The organism is Mesorhizobium sp. 1M-11 (assembly GCF_001303895.1).
GTDB lineage: Bacteria > Pseudomonadota > Alphaproteobacteria > Rhizobiales > Rhizobiaceae > Mesorhizobium.
The window spans coordinates 378187-395849 of sequence record NZ_LJSD01000001.1 but is presented as its reverse complement, the minus strand read 5'-3'; the positions used below and the strand labels follow the sequence as shown (position 1 = coordinate 395849).

Here is a 17663-nt window from a genome sequence, read left to right as displayed (position 1 = left end):
CGTTTGCCGAGAGACCGCTTCAAGGTTCAGGCGCTACACACAATGCCGCTTCGAATGCCGGGGGGATTGATGGCATGGAAATCTTGATGCTGATCGGACGCTGTATTTTCGGCGGGTTCTTCCTGATCGCGGGCATCCGCAATTTTGCCCATTTCAACGAACGCAGATCCGGTGCCACCAATTACGGGTGGCTGCTGCCGGCGCCCGTAATGGCTGCCGGTTTCGCGGTTCAGCTGATCGGTGGCCTGCTACTCATCCTGGGTTTCTGGGTCGTTCCGGCGGCGCTGGCGCTGATCGTCTTTCTGGTGCTGGCGACCGCGCTCTACCACAATCTGTTTCTGTTCCAGGGGAAGGAACGGGACCCGCACCTTTACCTCACCCTGGTCAATATCACGCTTGCCGGCGGTCTCCTGCTGGTCATTGCCGACGCGGGTTGACGCCTACAGCTTGCTTTCTGGCGGCAGGCTCTTGTCCTTCTTGCAGGTGGCCAGCGGCAGGATCTTGCCGCCCGCTATGCTCTTCACCGTCTTGGTCGCCGGGTCGGTGACCAGCTTCAGGCAGGCGCAGCCATAGCCGTAATTGCCGTTGGAATTGACATATTGCTTGGGATCGAATTCCGGCAGTTTGTCCATGCCGGCGGATCCGGCTCCTTCGGCGTCGCCTTGCGAGGCGAGCACCCAGGTTTTGTCCTTGTCGACTAGCCACCAGTTGCCGGGTGTCGGATTGGCCAGCCAGCCGCACCGGTTCTCAGCCTGTCCGGCTGTGGCGCTTCCGCTGGACGCCGCTGCACCGGCACAACGCTTGTAGAGCACCGACTTGCCCATGCCGAACCCTTCCGGGTTGTAGAGCATCTGATCCTTGTCGTCGGCATATTCGAAGTTATCGACATTGCCTTCCTGCTTGTAGTGGATCGCGCCGTAACCACGCGGGCTTTCCTTCGGCGCGAAAAAGACAGCCTGGGCTTTCTGCCCTTTGTATTGAAGCGTGCCTGCGGTGAAGGTGACGGTGGTGCCGCTGCATTTGCCGGCTTCAGCCCACACACCTTGAGCAGAAGCCGGAACCTTTGTGCCGGCGGCGAAAGCCGGCGCAGACAAGGAAGAGACAACGGTCAGGCCGGCAAAAAGCAGTCTTAAGCGCATCGTTTCCCCCTATGCGTGATCACTAATTCTGCACGCGATCTGATTGGGTTCAAGGCACGAGGCGCGCTTTCTCAGGCAAGGTGGAAACGGTCGATGACCTGATCCGCTTCTTCGGTGGGGATCTCGCCGATGTCGATGACGATGCCTGTCTCGTCCGGCTGCAGAGGCTCCAGCGTCGCGAGCTGTGAATCGAGCAGGCTCGGTGGCATGAAATGGCCCTTGCGGGCCTTCATGCGTTCCATGAGCAGTTCACGCGAACCGGAAAGATGGGCAAAGGCAACGACACCTTTCTCACTCTCGCCGCGCAGGATATTTCGGTACGAGCGCTTGAGCGACGAGCAGGTGACGAGCGCAGGACGCCCGGACTGGATGCGCCCGTCGATCCAACGCGATATGGCTTCCAGCCACGGTCTTCGGTCGTTGTCGTCGAGCGGGATGCCGTGGCTCATCTTCTCGACATTGGCCTTCGGGTGCAGCTCATCGCCCTCTAGCAGGTCCCAATGCAGTCGTTCCGCGACAAGGCCGGCGATCGTTGACTTGCCGCAGCCCGATACGCCCATGACAATGACGACGAGTGGCTTCACAGGAAAGCTCCGAGGATCAGGACGCCGATGAGGCCGCAGACTGAAATGATGCACTCCATCATCGTCCAGGTCTTCAGCGTCTGGCCGATGTCCATGTTGAGGTAGCCTTTGACCAGCCAGAAGCCGGCGTCGTTGAGGTGCGAGAGGAAGAGCGAGCCTGAGCCGATGGCCAGAACCATCAGCGCGCCCTGCGCGGGAGGCAGGCCGGCCGCGACCGGGGCCAGAATGCCGGCCGCGGTCACCGTTGCAACCGTCGCCGAGCCGGTGGCAACGCGCACAAGCACGGCGACGAACCAGGCCAGGAACATCACCGGCAAGCCGCTGTCGGTAATGCCGTTGGCAATCACTGCGCCGATGCCGGTATCGACCAGAACCTGCTTGAAGCCACCGCCGGCGCCAACCACGAGCAGGATGCCTGCAATCGGGCCGAGTGAGCTTTCGAGACTGTGAGCCACGGCTGCCTTGGGCATCCTGAACATCAGGGCGCCGGCAATCACGGCAATACCGAGCGCGATCAACGGCTCACCCAGAACATGCAGGGTGGATGGAAGCAGGGCGCTCGAGTCGGGTGCAACGACTTCCGATATCGCGCGGGCGAGCATCAGCACGACCGGAAGCAGAATCGCGGTGACCGCCGTGGCAAAACTCGGATGCGCGGCTGCATTGTGAGGGCTTTCGCCTGCCTGTCCGAACAATTCAGGCGTCGGCACATTGACCCAGCGATCGGCGATGGTGGCGAAGATGGGGCCGCTGATGATCACAGTCGGGATGGCGATAAGCACACCAAGGCCAAGGGTCAGGCCGAGATTTGCGCCAAGCGTGCTGACGGCGACGAGCGGCCCGGGATGCGGAGGTACCAGGCCATGCATGGCGGAAAGGCCGGCGAGCGTCGGAATCGCGATCTTGACGATCGATTGGCCTGATCGCTGGCTCACCAGGAGGATCACCGGCATCAACAGTACGAGGCCTATTTCGAAGAACATCGGCAGGCCGATGATGGCGCCGACCAGCCCCATGGTCCAAGGTAACATTTCGGGCTTGGATCGCCCCACCAGGGTGTCGACGATACGGTCGGCGCCGCCGGAATCGGCCAGCAGCTTGCCGAACATCGCCCCCAGTCCCATCAGGAGGCCGACTCCGGCCATGGTCGTACCGAACCCCTTGGTGAACGAAGCGACGGAGGCGGCAGCACCAAGGTTGGCAGCGAGACCTACGCCGAGCGCGCCGATCGACAGGGACAGGAAAGGATGGAGCTTCAGCCAACTTATCAGGAGGACGATCGCGGCGATGCCGGCCAGTGCGGCAATGATCAGTTGGGCATCACCAGCGGTGGCTGCTTGTTCCATGCAGTGTCCTCCATGCCCCCGCATGCATTAGTTCGCACGATTGCCGACAAAATCAACGGTGGGGGGGCGATTTCCACTTCACGAGAAGGCGAGCACCAAAGCCGACGATTGCTGTCAGTTCGGGCTGGCTTTTGGCTTCAACCCGTCCAGGAAAAGCTGCTCCAGGAAGCGGGCGGCATCTTCGAAGCGGCCTTCGCCACCAAGGTCGGGGCCGAGTACGGCGCGCACCTGTACGTCGAAATCGGCGTAGTGCTGCGTCGTAGCCCAGATCGAGAAGATCAGATGCCAGGGGTCGGTGCGAACGATCTTGCCGGCGCGCATCCAGTCCTTGATGATGGCGACCTTCTCCTCGACGAGACTTTTCAACTCGCCTTCCAGCAGGGGCATGATGCGAGGTGCGCCTTGCAGGATCTCGTTGGCAAACAGCCGGCTCTCGCGGGGATAGTCCCGCGCCATCTCCAGCTTGCGACGGATGTAGCTGCGCAGTTCCGTCAGCGGATCGCCGACATCGTCGAGTTCGCGCAGCGGTGCCAGCCAGGTGTCGAGCAGGCGCTGGATCAGCGTCTCGTGGATTTCCTCCTTGCGGCGGAAATAATAGAGCAGGTTCGGCTTCGACATGCCCGCTGCCTCTGCGATCTGGTCGATCGTCGAGCCGCGGAAGCCATGCATGGAGAAGACTTCGAGTGCCGCCTCCAGGATCAGCTCGCGCTTTTCCTGCTGTATACGGGTACGGCGCGGGGCAGGGGCGTTCATGTCGTGGGAAGACCTTTGCAAGACAAGGCATTCAAGGCATTCTGGACCAATTGTCTGGACCAGTTTTTGCTGAGCTGTGGAGCGCGCTTCGAATGCGGCATTTCCGCTAGTAATCCCTTGACCGTCACCATGGCGGTGCTAACGTTTGTCCATCCGGTCAAAAATTTGCGTAGCATGAAAACGCGCCGAAGACCAAGCGTTGGCCGCACCGAAACGAAGCAGTGAAAGGAAAGCTTGGTCATGTCCAATCGGCTCAAGGTAACGCCGAACGATCTCAGTGCATTCTGGATGCCGTTTACGGCGAACCGGCAGTTCAAGCAGGCGCCCCGTATGTTGGTCAGCGCCAAGGACATGCACTACACGGCCTCCGACGGCCGTAAGATCCTCGATGGCACCGCCGGCCTGTGGTGCGTGAATGCCGGCCACTGCCGCCCGAAGATCACCGAGGCGATCCAGCAGCAGGCGGCGGAACTCGACTACGCCCCGGCCTTTCAGATGGGCCATCCGATCGTGTTCGAACTGGCCAACCGCCTGGTCGACATCGCCCCGAAGGGCATGGACCACGTCTTCTTCACCAATTCCGGTTCGGAATCGGTCGACACCGCGCTCAAGATGGCGATCGCCTATCACCGCGCCAAGGGCAACGGCTCGCGCTTCCGCCTGATCGGCCGCGAGCGCGGCTATCACGGCGTCAATTTCGGCGGCATTTCGGTTGGCGGCATCGTCAGCAACCGCAAGATGTTCGGCACGCTGCTGACCGGCGTCGATCATATGCCGCATACCCATCTGCCGGAAAAGAACGCCTTCACCAAGGGTGTGCCGGAACATGGCGCGGAGCTCGCCGATGAGCTGGAGCGTATCGTCACGCTGCATGATGCCTCGACCATCGCCGCCGTCATCGTCGAGCCGGTCGCCGGCTCCACCGGTGTCATCCTGCCGCCGAAGGGCTACCTGCAGCGCCTGCGCGAGATCTGCACCAAGCACGGCATCCTGCTGATCTTCGATGAGGTCATCACCGGTTTCGGTCGTCTTGGCGCACCGTTCGCCGCTGACTATTTCGGCGTCACGCCCGACATCATCACCACCGCGAAGGGCGTATCCAACGGCGTCGTCCCGATGGGCGCGGTGTTCGTGACCAAGGAAATCCACGACACGTTCATGAACGGCCCCGACCACATGATCGAGTTCTTCCACGGTTATACCTATTCGGGCAATCCGATCGCCTGCGCTGCCGCGCTCGGCACGCTGGACACCTACAAGGAAGAGGGCCTGCTGACCCGCGGCGAAGAACTTGCACCCTATTGGGAAGACGCGCTGCATTCGCTGAAGGGCGAGCCGAATGTCATCGACATTCGCAACATCGGCCTGATCGGCGCGATCGAACTTGCGCCGATTGCCGGCCAGCCGACCAAGCGTGCCTTCTCGGCTTTCGTGAAGGCCTTCGAGCGCGGTGCGCTCATCCGTACCACCGGCGACATCATCGCACTGTCGCCGCCGCTCATCATCACCAAGGGCCAGATCAACGAGCTGATCGACCACGTGCGCGAGGTTTTGAGAGCGATCGATTAAGGCGCAAGCCAAACGTTGCGGCCGGCGTCGGGAACCGCCAGCCGCAACGTCGACAGACAATGAGAGGACCATAATGGCCGCACCCGGCGAGAACCTGCGCATCAATCCCGATCGTCTATGGGATTCCCTGATGGAGATGGCCAAGATCGGCCCGGGCATCGCCGGCGGCAACAATCGCCAGACCTTGACCGATGCGGATGGAGAAGGGCGGCATCTTTTCAAGCGCTGGTGCGATGCGGCGGGTCTTGAAACCGGCATCGACAAGATGGGTACGATGTTCGCCCGTCGCGAAGGCGCCGACCCGGACGCATTGCCGGTCTATGTCGGCTCCCATCTCGATACGCAACCGACCGGTGGCAAATATGATGGCGTGCTCGGTGTTCTCGGCGGGCTGGAAGTCGTCCGCACACTGAACGACCTCGGCATCAAGACAAGGCATCCGATCGTCGTCACCAACTGGACGAACGAGGAGGGCGCGCGTTTCGCCCCGGCCATGCTGGCGTCCGGCGTCTTCGCCGGTGTGCACACGCTGGACTATGCCTATTCGCGCAAGGATCCCGACGGCAAGATATTCGGCGACGAGCTTAAACGTATCGGCTGGTTGGGCGACGAAGAGGTCGGCGCGCGCAAGATGCACGCCTATTTCGAGTACCACATCGAGCAAGGGCCGATCCTCGAGGCCGAGAACAAGCAGATCGGTGTCGTCACACACGGTCAGGGCTTGTGGTGGCTCGAGTTCACGCTGACCGGCAAGGAAGCACATACCGGTTCGACGCCGATGACTATGCGCGTCAACGCCGGGCTCGCCATGGCCCGCATCTTCGAAATGGTGCAGAAGGTGGCGATGGAAAACCAGCCGGGCGCCGTGGGAGGCGTGGGGCAGGTGAAGTTCTCGCCCAATTCGCGCAACGTGCTTCCGGGCACCGTCGTCTTCACCGTCGACATCCGTTCGCCGGAGCAGGCAAAGCTCGACCGGATGCGGGCTGCGATCGAGACTGAAGCGGCCAAGATCGCCAAGGAACTGGGCGTCGGTTGTTCCGTCGAGGCGGTTGGCCATTTCGATCCCGTCACATTCGATCCGACGCTGGTTGGCCGTGTGCGCGCGGCAGCGGAGAAGCTTGGCTATTCGCATATGAACATCATATCCGGCGCTGGCCACGATGCCTGCTGGACGGCAAGGGTCGCGCCTTCCACGATGGTCATGTGTCCCTGTGTCGACGGACTTTCACACAACGAAGCCGAGGACATCTCCAAGGAATGGGCCGCTGCGGGTTGCGACGTGCTCTTCCATGCTGTGGCGGAAACTGCGGAGATCGTCGAATAAGGCGACTTTGGACAACTCATCGATCTCGCGCCAGAAATCGATACACTTACTCTCTAAAGTCGCCTGATCTGAGTCACATACCGAACGCAGCTCACCAGAAGCGCGAACGAAACAAGGGAACTGCAATATGACCAGAGTGATCAGGAACGGCACCGTCGTTACGGCCGATCGCACTTGGAAAGCCGACGTGCTGATCCAGCACGGCAAGATCGTCGCGATCGGCCAGAACCTGCATGGCGACCATGAGTTCGATGCTTCCGGCTGCTATGTCATGCCGGGCGGTATCGATCCTCACACCCATCTCGAAATGCCTTTCATGGGCACCTATTCGGCAGACGACTTCGAAAGCGGCACGCGAGCTGCATTGTCCGGCGGCACGACCATGGTGGTCGATTTCTGCCTGCCGGCGCCGCAGCAGTCGCTGCTCGAGGCACTGCAGATGTGGGACAACAAGACCTCGAAGGCCGCCTGCGACTTCTCCTTTCACATGGCTGTGACCTGGTGGGGCGAACAGGTTTTCAACGAGATGAAGACCGTCGTCGACAAGGGCATCACCTCGTTCAAACACTTCATGGCCTACAAGGGCGCGCTGATGGTGGATGACGACGAGATGTATGCGTCGTTCCAGCGCTGCGCTGAATTGGGAGCGCTGCCGCTGGTGCATGCCGAGAACGGCGATGTGGTTGCGGCACTTTCGCAGAAGCTGCTGGCCGCCGGCAATAACGGACCGGAGGCACATGCCTATTCACGCCCGCCGGAGGTGGAGGGCGAAGCCACCAACCGCGCCATCATGATCGCCGACATGGCCGGTGTGCCGCTTTATGTCGTGCACACGTCCTGCGAGCAGGCGCACGAGGCGATCCGGCGCGCGCGCCAGAAGGGCATGCGCGTCTATGGCGAGCCGCTGATCCAGCACCTCGTGCTCGACGAGACCGAATATTTCAACAAGGATTGGGACCATGCCGCGCGGCGTGTGATGAGCCCACCCTTCCGCAACAAGCTGCACCAGGACTCCCTATGGGCTGGTCTTCAGGCTGGCTCGCTGCAGGTGGTGGCGACAGACCATTGCGCCTTCACCAGCAAGCAGAAGCGTTTCGGCGTGGGTGATTTCACCAAGATTCCGAACGGTACCGGTGGCCTGGAAGACCGCATGCCCGTGCTGTGGTCGGCAGGCGTCAACAGCGGCCGGTTGACCATGAACGAATTCGTGGCGGTAACGTCCACCAACATCGCCAAGATCCTCAATATGTATCCGAAGAAGGGAGCGATCGTCGAAGGTGCGGATGCCGACATCGTGGTGTGGGATCCGAAGCGCAAGAAGACGATCTCCTCCAAGGCTCAGCAGTCGGTAATCGACTACAATGTCTTCGAGGGCTACGAGGTGACCGGCCTGCCGCGCTTTGTCTTTTCGCGGGGCGAGCTCACCATTCAGGAGACCGAGGTGAAAACCAAGCCCGGGCATGGCGAATTCGTAGCGCGCGAACCCAACGGGGCCGTCAACCGCGCGCTGTCGACCTGGAAGGAGATCACATCGCCGCGCAAGGTGGAACGCACCGGCATTCCGGCTACGGGGGTGTGAATTTGCGGCGGCTTTTCCTCGTCGCAGTCGCCGCGGTTGTCACGGCTGTGCCAGCTCTTGCAGCCGGAATCGATCTTACCAAGCCCTATGGCAACAAATCGGGCTGCATCAACAGGAATGGGCAGCAGGTCTATGCTGAGGATATGCTGCTCGTTACCAAGACCGATCTGGTGACGGCGGCCAGCGCCTGCACTATCAAGGAGAGCAAGGCGAACAGCGATGGCTCACTGCTCCTGAAGACTGAATGCGAGGCCGAAGGCGAAGAGGGCAAGGCGCCGGCGGATTTCACCCTGAAGCCCAGTCCGAAAAACAAAAAGAGGCTCATCGTGACCGACGACAGCGGCTTCGTCATGGGAGAAGTGTCGCAGTGCAAATGACCGCCGTAAAGCCAGCCGTCGTCGCGGCAAGCAAACTCGGCCTTACCTTCCAGACCAATGATGGGCCGGTTCAGGCGCTTTCCGATGTCGACCTCACCATTGGCAAGGGTGAGTTCGTCTCCTTCATCGGGCCATCGGGCTGTGGCAAGACGACGTTCCTGCGCGTCATCGCCGATCTGGAAAAACCCACCTCGGGCTCGATCACCGTCAACGGCATGACCCCTGAACAGGCCCGCGAGAAGCGGGCCTATGGTTATGTGTTCCAGGCAGCAGCGCTGTTCCCATGGCGAACCATCGAACGCAATGTGGCGCTGCCGCTGGAAATCATCGGCCTGCCCAAGGCCGAGCAGGCCAAGCGCATCAAACGCACGATGGAACTGGTCAATCTGGCCGGCTTCGAAAAGAAGTATCCGTGGCAACTCTCGGGCGGCATGCAGCAGCGCGCCTCGATCGCCCGCGCGCTTGCCTTTGAGGCCGACCTTCTCCTGATGGACGAACCGTTCGGCGCGCTGGACGAGATCGTGCGCGATCATCTCAATGAACAACTGCTGCGGTTGTGGGCGGCTACCGACAAGACGATCTGTTTCGTCACCCACTCCATCCCGGAAGCCGTTTATCTCTCGACCCGCATCGTGGTGATGTCGCCTCGACCTGGCCGTGTCACCGACGTGATCGAGTCGACACTGCCCCGTGAGCGCCCACTGGATATCCGTGAGACGCCGGAATTCCTGGCCATAGCGGCACGGGTCCGGGATGGCTTGCGGGCCGGTCATTCCTACGAGGATTGATCGGGCATGGACTCTCTTCGTTCAAAGATCATCCCGGTCACCACCATCCTCGCGGTTATCGTCGCCATCTGGTATGTCGGCGCGGTGGCAATGAACGCTCCGTTCCAGCGCGACATGGACAGCCGCAACAATGCCACGCCGAGTACGATGGAGTTCATCGGCAAGACGCTGTCGCAGCCCAAGCCGACGTTGCCGGCACCGCACCAGGTGGCGCGGAACTTCTTCGAGAATACCTTCACACGGAAGGTCACCAGCAACCGCAGCCTCGTCTATCATGCCTGGGTGACGCTCTCCTCGACGCTGCTCGGTTTTGCCTTCGGTACGGCGCTCGGAATCCTGATTGCTGTCGGTATCGTGCATGTGACGACGCTCGACCGTAGCCTGATGCCGTGGATCATTGCCTCGCAGACCATTCCGATCTTGGCCATCGCGCCGATGGTGATCGTGGTTCTGGCCGCTGTCGGTATCACCGGACTGATCCCCAAGGCGCTGATTTCGACCTATCTTTCGTTCTTCCCGGTTGCGGTCGGCATGGTGAAGGGCTTGCGTTCGCCGGAACTCATGCATCTCGACCTCATGCACACCTACAATGCCAGCCGCTCGCAGACTTTCTGGAAGCTGCGCGTGCCGGCATCGGTGCCGTTCCTGTTCGCCTCGATGAAGGTGGCGGTGGCGGCAAGTCTTGTCGGCGCCATCGTCGGCGAGTTGCCGACCGGCGCGGTCGCCGGCATCGGCGCCAAGCTGCTCGCCGGCGCCTATTACAGCCAGACGATCGACATCTGGTCTGCGCTGGTGGCGGGCTCGGTGGTGGCGGCACTTCTGGTCGCACTGGTGGGCCTTGCAGGTCGTCTTGTTGACCGCGCCATGGGTGGGAGGCCTGCATGAAGGCCTTGAAACCATCCTGGCAGGCTGTGCTTGCGATCGTGCTGTGCCTCGTGGCGGCGATATGGGGCGCGATGAGCGTGCCTGAAGTGGCCGCCTGGGCGCAGCCCACCGCCACGATCGACTATCCATACATGGGCACCAAAGGCCTGATGTACGGCATCGCCATCGTTGCAGCGGTGCTCTCCATGTTCGCACTTGCGCCGGCGCTGGAAGCGCTGGTCCTGTTCGCCGGCTCGACCGCCGCCGCACTTCTGCTGCTGCACGGCATCACCGGCTTCGAGGGCACGGCACGGGCGCCATACTATCTGCTGCTGACTGCAACCTGGCTGCTTGGCTGGCGTTGCGTGGCCGTGCTGTCATCGATGAAGCCGTCCAACCGTTGGATGTCGACCACGTTGAAGCTGGCCGTTCCGGCACTGTTCGGCGTCTGGATACTGGTTCTGTGGGAAGCGATCACGCGTGGTGCCGGTATTCCGTTCATCCTGTTGCCGCCGCCAAGTTCTGTCGGCGTGCGTATCGTCAATTCGTTGCCGGTGCTGTGGGCTGATGTGAACCAGACCATCTTCCACTCGGTGCTGATTGGCTATCTACTGGGCTGCGCCAGCGGTTTCATTACGGCAATTCTGGCCGATCGTTTCGTTTTCTTGCGGCGTGGACTGATCCCGATCGGCAACATGGTCTCGGCGCTGCCGATCATCGGCGTGGCACCGATCATGGTCATGTGGTTCGGTTTTGATTGGCACTCGAAGGCGGCCGTCGTCGTCATCATGACTTTCTTCCCGATGCTGGTGAACACTGTGGCCGGGCTTGCAGCCTCGGGGCACATGGAACGCGACCTGATGCGGACCTATGCCTCGAACTACTGGCAGACACTGGCCAAGCTCAGGCTGCCGGCAGCGGCTCCCTTCATTTTCAATGCGTTGAAGATCAACTCTACACTGGCGTTGATCGGCGCCATCGTCGCCGAATTCTTCGGTACGCCGGTGGTCGGCATAGGTTTCAGAATATCGACCGAGGTCGGCAGAATGAATGTCGACATGGTCTGGGCCGAAATCGCGGTTGCAGCGCTCGCGGGTTCGGTTTTCTATGGCGTGGTCGCGCTCATCGAACGGGCTGCCACGTTCTGGCATCCGTCTGTCCGGGGAGGTTAGGCGGAGGGAGACAAGCAGGGTTTGGGTTCAACTTCAGAGGGTAAGAACATGAAAAGAACGATTGTTTCGATGCTGGCGGCCGGCATGTCGCTGATCGCTTTCCAGGCGATGGCCGAAGACAAGGTGACGCTGCAGCTCAAATGGGTCACGCAGGCGCAGTTCGCCGGCTACTATGTCGCCAAGGACAAGGGCTTCTACAAGGAAGAAGGGCTCGACGTCGAAATCAAGCCGGGCGGCCCGGACATTGCGCCGGAGCAGGTGATCGCCGGCGGCGGCGCCGATGTCATCGTCGACTGGATGGGCGGCGCCTTGGCTGCTCGCGAAAAAGGCGTCGGGCTGGTCAATATCGCGCAGCCCTTCAAGAAGGCCGGCATGGAACTGGTTTGCCCGAAAAACGGGCCCATCAAGACCGAAGCCGACTTCAAAGGGCATACGCTCGGCGTCTGGTTCTTCGGCAACGAGTATCCGTTCTACGCCTGGATGAACAAGATCGGCCTCAAGACGGAAGGTGGGCCGGACGGCGTCACGGTGCTCAAGCAGAGCTTCGACGTGCAGCCGCTGATCCAGAAGCAGGCCGATTGCATCTCGGTGATGACCTACAATGAATACGGGCAAGTGCTCGATGCGGGCTATAAGCCGGAAGATCTCATCGTCTTCAACTATACGGCGATGGGCAACGACCTGCTCGAAGACGGGCTCTACACGCTCGAGGACAAGCTGAAGGACGCGGCCTTCGAAGACAAGATGGTGCGCTTCGTGCGGGCTTCGATGAAGGGGTGGAAATACGCCACCGAGAACACCGACGAAGCAGCTGATATCGTCGTGGAGAATGGCGGTCAGGATGAAAACCACCAGAAGTTCATGATGAAGGAAGTGGCGAAGCTGATCGACAATGCCGACGGCAAGCTGATCCCGGAAGCTTATGAGCGCACCGCCAAGGCGCTGCTCGACCAGAAGATCATCACCAAGCAGCCGGAAGGTGCCTACACCACCGCGATCACCGACAAGGCAATCAAGTAGCGGTTGGGCATCTGCAGAGATCAAAGGGGCGGGAAACCGCCCCTTTTTGTTTTCCGCCGGCGCAAAGCGTCAACGACTCCAGGGGTTTATCGCTGTTCGCGGATGTCGGTAAGCGTCCTGGCCGGGGTAATGGCCTCGGGATCGAGTTGCACTTCGATGATGGAGGGCTTGCCGCTGGCCCGTGCGCGCTCGAAAGCCGGGGCGAACTCTTCCGTTTTCACGACGGTCTCGCCATGACCGCCATAGGCGCGGGCGAGCGCTGCGAAATCGGGATTCCTGAGATCGGTGCCTTCGACCCGGCCGGGATATTCGCGCTCCTGGTGCATGCGAATGGTGCCGTAGATGCCGTTGTTCACCACCACGGTGATGATCGGCAGGTCGTACTGCACGGCGGTGGCGAATTCCTGCCCATGCATCATGAAGCAGCCATCGCCGGCGAAGCAGACGACTTCGCGTTCGGGAAACACGCTCTTGGCCGAGACCGCCGCCGGCAGGCCGTAGCCCATGGAACCGGAGGTGGGGGCTGCTTGCGTGCCATAACGGCGGAAGCGATGGAAACGGTGCACCCAAGTGGCGTAGTTGCCGGCGCCGTTGGTGAGGATGGCGTCCTCGGGCAGCACGCTTTCGAGATAGTCCATGATCGGACCCATATGCACGGCGCCCGGGCCAGACTTCGGCGTTGTCGACCAGGCGAGATAGGTGTCATGCAGCTTCGCGGTTTCCGCTGCCCAGGCAGATGCAGACTTGGGCCGGCGCTTGGCGAACGCTTCGACGAAAGCGGCTGGAGAGGCATTGATCGCCAGCGTCGGGCGATAGACGCGGCCGAGCTCGTTGGCATCGGCATGCACATGCACCAGCGCCTGGTCAGGGTACGGGCTCTTCAGGATGGTGTAGTCGGAGGAGGGCATTTCGCCCATGCGGCCGCCGATCAGGAGCACGACGTCAGCTTCCTTGATCGCGTTGCCGAGCTTGGGATTGATGCCGATGCCGACATCGCCTGCGTAATTGGGGTGCAGATGATCGAACAGCATCTGGCGGCGGAAGGAACAACCGACCGGCAGCGCCCAGTTTTCGGCAATGGTCTGCATCTGGGCAACAGCGTCTGGATTCCAGCGCGTGCCGCCGAGAATGACAAAGGGCCGCTTGGCGGTGCCGAGCAACATCTCCAGCGCGTCCAGCTCCGCTGCGCCTGGGTAGGTTTGGACTGGCGTAAAGGGCAGGGCCGCTGGCGCTTCGACTTCACTTACCAGCATGTCTTCCGGCAGCGAGACGACCACTGGTCCTGGGCGGCCTGAGGTGGCCACCGCGAAGGCCCGGGTCAGCAATTCCGGGATGCGTTCGGCCCGATCGATCTCGACCACCCATTTTGCGATGTCGCCGAAGAAGCGCTTGTAGTTCACCTCCTGGAAGGCCTCGCGCTCGCGCGCGTGGCCGGCGATCTGACCGATGAACAGGATCATCGGAATGGAATCCTGCATGGCGATGTGCACGCCGGCCGAAGCATTGGTGGCGCCGGGACCGCGTGTGACAAAGCAGATGCCGGGCTTGCCGGTCAGTCTTCCCTGGCAGTCGGCCATCATCGCGGCGCCGCCCTCCTGACGGCAGACGACAGTCTGGATCGAGGAATCGTGGAGCGCGTCGAGCACGGCAAGGTAGCTCTCGCCCGGTACGCAGAAAATGCGATCGACGCCGTTTGCTTCAAGCGCTTCGACGATCAGCTTACCACCGGTCTTCATAGGTCCCGTCACTCCAGTTCGGCAAGGATTTCAGCGGTATGTTCGCCAAGGCGTGGCGAAGGGCGATCATAAACAAGCGGCGTGGCTGGCATCACCATCGGCGCACGCACCGATGGCAACGTGTTGCCGTGCCCGTCGTCGAGATCAAGCCGCATGCCGCGGGCGATCGCCTGCGGATCTTCGAACATCTGGCCGATGTCATTGATGGGGCTTGCCGGTACGCCAGTGGCTTCCAGCTTGGTCAAAAGATCGTCGCGGGTGAATCCGGCAAGTGCGGCCAGCATGTGTTCGCGCAATTTGACGCGGTTGGCGACACGCGCGGCATTGGTGGCGAAATCCGGATCGGGAGGGAGCATGTCGAGCCCCACCACGGCGCAGAATTTGGCGAACTGGCTGTCGTTGCCCACCGCCAGGATGAAATGGCCGTCGGAAACCGGCAGCACTTCATAAGGCGCGATGTTGGGGTGGGCATTGCCCATGCGCTGCGGTGCTGTGCCGGAAACCAGGAAATTGAGGTTCTGGTTGGCGAGTACGGAAATCTGGGAATCGAACAGCGCCATGTCGACATGCTGGCCCTCGCCAGTGGCCTCTGCATGGCGCAATGCAGCCTGGATGGCGATGACCGAATAGAGCCCGGTGAAGATGTCGGTGACGGCAACGCCGACTTTCTGTGGCTCGCCATCAGGAGCACCGGTGATCGACATCAGGCCGGACATGCCCTGAACGATGAAGTCGTAGCCGGCACGTGGCGCATAAGGGCCAGTCTGGCCGAAGCCGGTGATCGAGCAATAGACCAGCTTGGGGTTGATCGCCTTCAGGCTCTCATAATCGAGGCCGTATTTCTTCAGGCCGCCCAGTTTGAAGTTCTCAATCAGAACGTCGGCCTTGACGACCAGCTTGCGCACGGTCTCCGCACCTTGCGGCGTCGAGAAGTCGACGGCGATGGAACGCTTGCCGCGGTTGCAGGCGTGGTAGTAGGCGGCAGACAGGTTCTCGCCGTCCTTGCCTTTGACGAAGGGCGGTCCCCATTTGCGGGTGTCGTCGCCATCCGGGCTCTCCACTTTGATGACGTCGGCGCCGAGATCGGCCAGCATCTGTCCTGCCCATGGGCCGGCAAGGATGCGGGCAAGTTCGATGACGCGTACGCCTTTCAAGGGAGGATTGGCCATGAAACACCGCAGGTTTGTTTGGTCGCGCAGGCTCTAGCAACCCAAACGGGTCCTGTCACGGTTCTTGCGATGGACCAGCGCAGCAATCGACAGAACTCAGCGCGAGGCTGTGACCTTGTCCGCCCAGCCGGCGAATTCTTCCATGATGATGTTTCGATTCACCTCGTTCAGGCTTTCGTGGCGGGTTTCGGCGTAAACCTTTGAAACGAGATTCGAAAAGCCCATGCGACGCATGCGCCCCGTGAGGTGTTCCACCGCCTTGCCGCCACTGGTGGCTGGATCCTTCTCGCCGCCGGCGAGATTGATGGGCAGGTTCTTGGCTATACCGGTGAAGTGGCTGTCGTCGGCACCGTTGAAGATGAAGCCGAACAGGTCGCGCCACAGCGACACAGAAGCGTCCCAGCCGCAGAGCGGGTCGGCGATGTATTTGTCGACTTCAGCGGGATCGCGCGACAGCCAGTCGAAAAGGGTGCGGTGTCCGGGCACAGCCTTGCCCCAAGCCTGGAAGGTGAGGCGGGGCAACATACGCGAGGGCACGTCCGAACCCAGACGGAATCGTTCCCAGGCCAGGATGGCGAGGGCGGCACGACCGGCGATGCCGGCGGTGAAATTGGCGTTCCAGACGGCAGCGCCTTGAATGCGCGGTGAGTGCTTCTGCACGAAGTTGAGCGCGATCAACCCGCCCATCGAATGGCCGAAGGCGATGACAGGCAGACCGGCCTGTTCCGTTGCAATGAGATCGTGCACCGCGAGCACATCGGCGATCACCTTGTCGCCGCCGCTCGGATCACCGAACTTGCCGAGTGGGGCGTCGGGGGCAGTGGTGTGGCCGTGGCCGCGATGGTCATGCGCATAGGTGTGGTAGCCGCGAGTGGCGAGGAAATCGGCGAAGTGGGCATAGCGGGCGGCATGTTCTGCAAGGCCGTGGCTGATCTGGACGACGCCGCGCGCCTTGCCGTCGGCCTTGCGCATGTAGAAGTTGACGGATGCGCCGGTCGGTGAGGCGAGGGCACGCTGGTCGCTGAACGGCATTGTCTTCCTCCCCTGACGCGGTTGAACCCGCGCTCCCTCAAAGCTATCAGCCTTGTTTGCGCCCGTGGCTGTTTAGCGTCAATCGGCCTTAATGATGCCGCAGCGGAAAGGGCTGCAGCTTTGGCATCGCAATTCTGACATCTCGGTCGGGCAGATGCGCAGAACTCAACGAGAGGGATTCGTGCATGCGTACTTGGCTTGTTCTTGGAGCGGTGCTTGCCGGTGTTGTGACAGTTGGCGTTGCGCGGGCGGAAACGAAACTCAGCGGTACGTTCGTGGCCGATGCGACGTGTCCGGCAACGCAGACAATCAAGAGCGGAAAGAACCCTGGCAATGTGAATACTGAGACAGGCCAGAACTACGATCTACTAGCCGGCAACAGGGACGAGCCGACGCACTACATGATCCGCGTACCGGGTGCCGATCCGGAGCGGCGTTGGGTCAAGGTGAGCTGCGGCCACGTCGCAGGTGCAGCCGCTGCGCCGGCTGCTCCTGCCGCTCCCGTGGAACCGGATGCGCCGCAGAAGAAGGCGGCTGGTGGCAAGCCGGAGTATGTCTTCGCGCTTTCCTGGCAGCCGGCCTTCTGCGAAACCAAGTCGCGGAAAACCGAATGCCGGGCCATGACCGGGGCGAGTTTTGCTGCAACCAATTTCACGCTGCACGGCCTGTGGCCTCAGCCGAATGGCAATTTCTATTGCGCGGTGAGTGCTGCGGATCGCGCCAACGACAAGGGCAATTGGCAGAAGCTGCCGCCTGTCAATCTCGACGGCGCCACGCGCTCGGAACTCGACGAGGTGATGCCGGGCACGGCCTCGCAGCTCGAACGGCACGAGTGGATCAAGCACGGCACCTGCTACGGCAAGGACCAGCAGGCCTATTTCGCCGATGCGTTGGCACTCATGCGGCAGGTAAACAGCTCGCCGGTCAGGGAGCTGTTCGAGAGCAATATCGGCAAGGAACTGACATCCCAACAGATCCGCGAGGCCTTCGACAGCGCGTTCGGCAAGGGGACCGGAGATCGAGTGCGCGTCTCCTGTTTCAATGATCGCGGCCGGCGCATGATCGGCGAAGTGACTCTGGGCCTTGCCGGTCCGATCGGGTCGGGCAGTTCATTGAAGGACCTGATGCTGGCTTCGGCGCCGACCGACAATGCCGGCTGTCCGGGAGGCGAAGTGGACCGAGTAGGATTGCAGTAGATTTAGTGTATTCCG

General features: G+C 61.4%; 17 protein-coding genes. 10 read left to right on the top strand and 7 right to left on the bottom strand.

All coding sequences use genetic code 11. From position 1 onward, the window contains the following. Nucleotides 1–74 precede the first annotated feature (74 nt). Entirely contained in the window at nt 75–437 is a 363-nt protein-coding gene (locus AO692_RS01835; RefSeq protein ID WP_082407168.1) for a DoxX family membrane protein, read from the top strand. A 3-nt stretch (nt 438–440) separates the two neighbouring features. On the opposite strand, the gene AO692_RS33585 is transcribed toward AO692_RS01835, so the two are convergent. From AO692_RS33585 to AO692_RS01815, 4 genes are all read right to left on the bottom strand, one after another. Then, entirely contained in the window at nt 441–1139 is a 699-nt protein-coding gene (locus AO692_RS33585; protein WP_244483224.1) for a DUF4087 domain-containing protein, read from the bottom strand. A gap of 71 nt (nt 1140–1210) precedes the next feature. Continuing rightward, nucleotides 1211–1723: a gluconokinase gene (locus AO692_RS01825; protein WP_200911691.1), complete on the bottom strand. Its 513-nt coding sequence runs from the start codon at nt 1721–1723 to the stop codon at nt 1211–1213. Next, complete coding sequence (locus tag AO692_RS01820; RefSeq protein ID WP_054308308.1) at nt 1720–3069, bottom strand: gluconate:H+ symporter; 1350 nt, start codon at nt 3067–3069, stop codon at nt 1720–1722. Before AO692_RS01820 ends, AO692_RS01825 begins: the two co-directional genes overlap by 4 nt. A gap of 114 nt (nt 3070–3183) precedes the next feature. After that, the gene (locus tag AO692_RS01815; protein ID WP_054308307.1) at nt 3184–3822 is read right to left on the bottom strand and encodes a TetR family transcriptional regulator C-terminal domain-containing protein; all 639 of its coding nucleotides are present in this window, start codon (nt 3820–3822) and stop codon (nt 3184–3186) included. A 240-nt stretch (nt 3823–4062) separates the two neighbouring features. Here AO692_RS01815 and AO692_RS01810 point away from each other — a divergent pair, with 240 nt between their 5' ends. The 8 genes from AO692_RS01810 (at nt 4063) to AO692_RS01775 (ending at nt 12515) form a co-directional block, all read left to right on the top strand. Beyond that, entirely contained in the window at nt 4063–5391 is a 1329-nt protein-coding gene (locus AO692_RS01810; RefSeq protein WP_054308306.1) for an aspartate aminotransferase family protein, read from the top strand. A 73-nt stretch (nt 5392–5464) separates the two neighbouring features. Continuing rightward, on the top strand, nt 5465–6715 hold the full coding sequence (locus AO692_RS01805) for a Zn-dependent hydrolase (RefSeq protein ID WP_152979666.1): 1251 nt from the start codon (nt 5465–5467) through the stop codon (nt 6713–6715). A 127-nt stretch (nt 6716–6842) separates the two neighbouring features. Beyond that, nucleotides 6843–8294: a dihydropyrimidinase gene (gene hydA, locus AO692_RS01800; RefSeq protein WP_054308304.1), complete on the top strand. Its 1452-nt coding sequence runs from the start codon at nt 6843–6845 to the stop codon at nt 8292–8294. Nucleotides 8295–8437: 143 nt separating this feature from the next. Beyond that, nucleotides 8438–8671, top strand: a complete 234-nt coding sequence (locus AO692_RS33580; RefSeq protein WP_244483223.1) for a hypothetical protein — start codon at nt 8438–8440, stop codon at nt 8669–8671. Then, nucleotides 8668–9459, top strand: a complete 792-nt coding sequence (locus tag AO692_RS01790; protein WP_054308303.1) for an ABC transporter ATP-binding protein — start codon at nt 8668–8670, stop codon at nt 9457–9459. The genes AO692_RS33580 and AO692_RS01790 overlap by 4 nt, the downstream gene beginning before the upstream one ends. Before the next feature lie 6 nt (nt 9460–9465). After that, the gene (locus AO692_RS01785) at nt 9466–10344 is read left to right on the top strand and encodes an ABC transporter permease (RefSeq protein WP_054308302.1); all 879 of its coding nucleotides are present in this window, start codon (nt 9466–9468) and stop codon (nt 10342–10344) included. Beyond that, nucleotides 10341–11495: an ABC transporter permease gene (locus AO692_RS01780; RefSeq protein WP_054308301.1), complete on the top strand. Its 1155-nt coding sequence runs from the start codon at nt 10341–10343 to the stop codon at nt 11493–11495. Before AO692_RS01785 ends, AO692_RS01780 begins: the two co-directional genes overlap by 4 nt. A gap of 48 nt (nt 11496–11543) precedes the next feature. Continuing rightward, the gene (locus AO692_RS01775; RefSeq protein WP_054308300.1) at nt 11544–12515 is read left to right on the top strand and encodes an ABC transporter substrate-binding protein; all 972 of its coding nucleotides are present in this window, start codon (nt 11544–11546) and stop codon (nt 12513–12515) included. Between the two features lie 86 nt (nt 12516–12601). On the opposite strand, the gene AO692_RS01770 is transcribed toward AO692_RS01775, so the two are convergent. From AO692_RS01770 to AO692_RS01760, 3 genes are all read right to left on the bottom strand, one after another. After that, on the bottom strand, nt 12602–14251 hold the full coding sequence (locus tag AO692_RS01770) for a thiamine pyrophosphate-binding protein (protein WP_054308299.1): 1650 nt from the start codon (nt 14249–14251) through the stop codon (nt 12602–12604). Nucleotides 14252–14259: 8 nt separating this feature from the next. After that, nucleotides 14260–15420, bottom strand: a complete 1161-nt coding sequence (locus AO692_RS01765) for a CaiB/BaiF CoA-transferase family protein (protein ID WP_054308298.1) — start codon at nt 15418–15420, stop codon at nt 14260–14262. A gap of 96 nt (nt 15421–15516) precedes the next feature. Continuing rightward, nucleotides 15517–16452: an alpha/beta hydrolase gene (locus AO692_RS01760; protein ID WP_054308297.1), complete on the bottom strand. Its 936-nt coding sequence runs from the start codon at nt 16450–16452 to the stop codon at nt 15517–15519. Between the two features lie 185 nt (nt 16453–16637). Here AO692_RS01760 and AO692_RS01755 point away from each other — a divergent pair, with 185 nt between their 5' ends. Beyond that, nucleotides 16638–17648, top strand: coding sequence for a ribonuclease (locus AO692_RS01755; RefSeq protein WP_054308296.1), 1011 nt, complete (start codon nt 16638–16640; stop codon nt 17646–17648). The last annotated feature ends 15 nt before the right edge of the window (nt 17649–17663 follow it).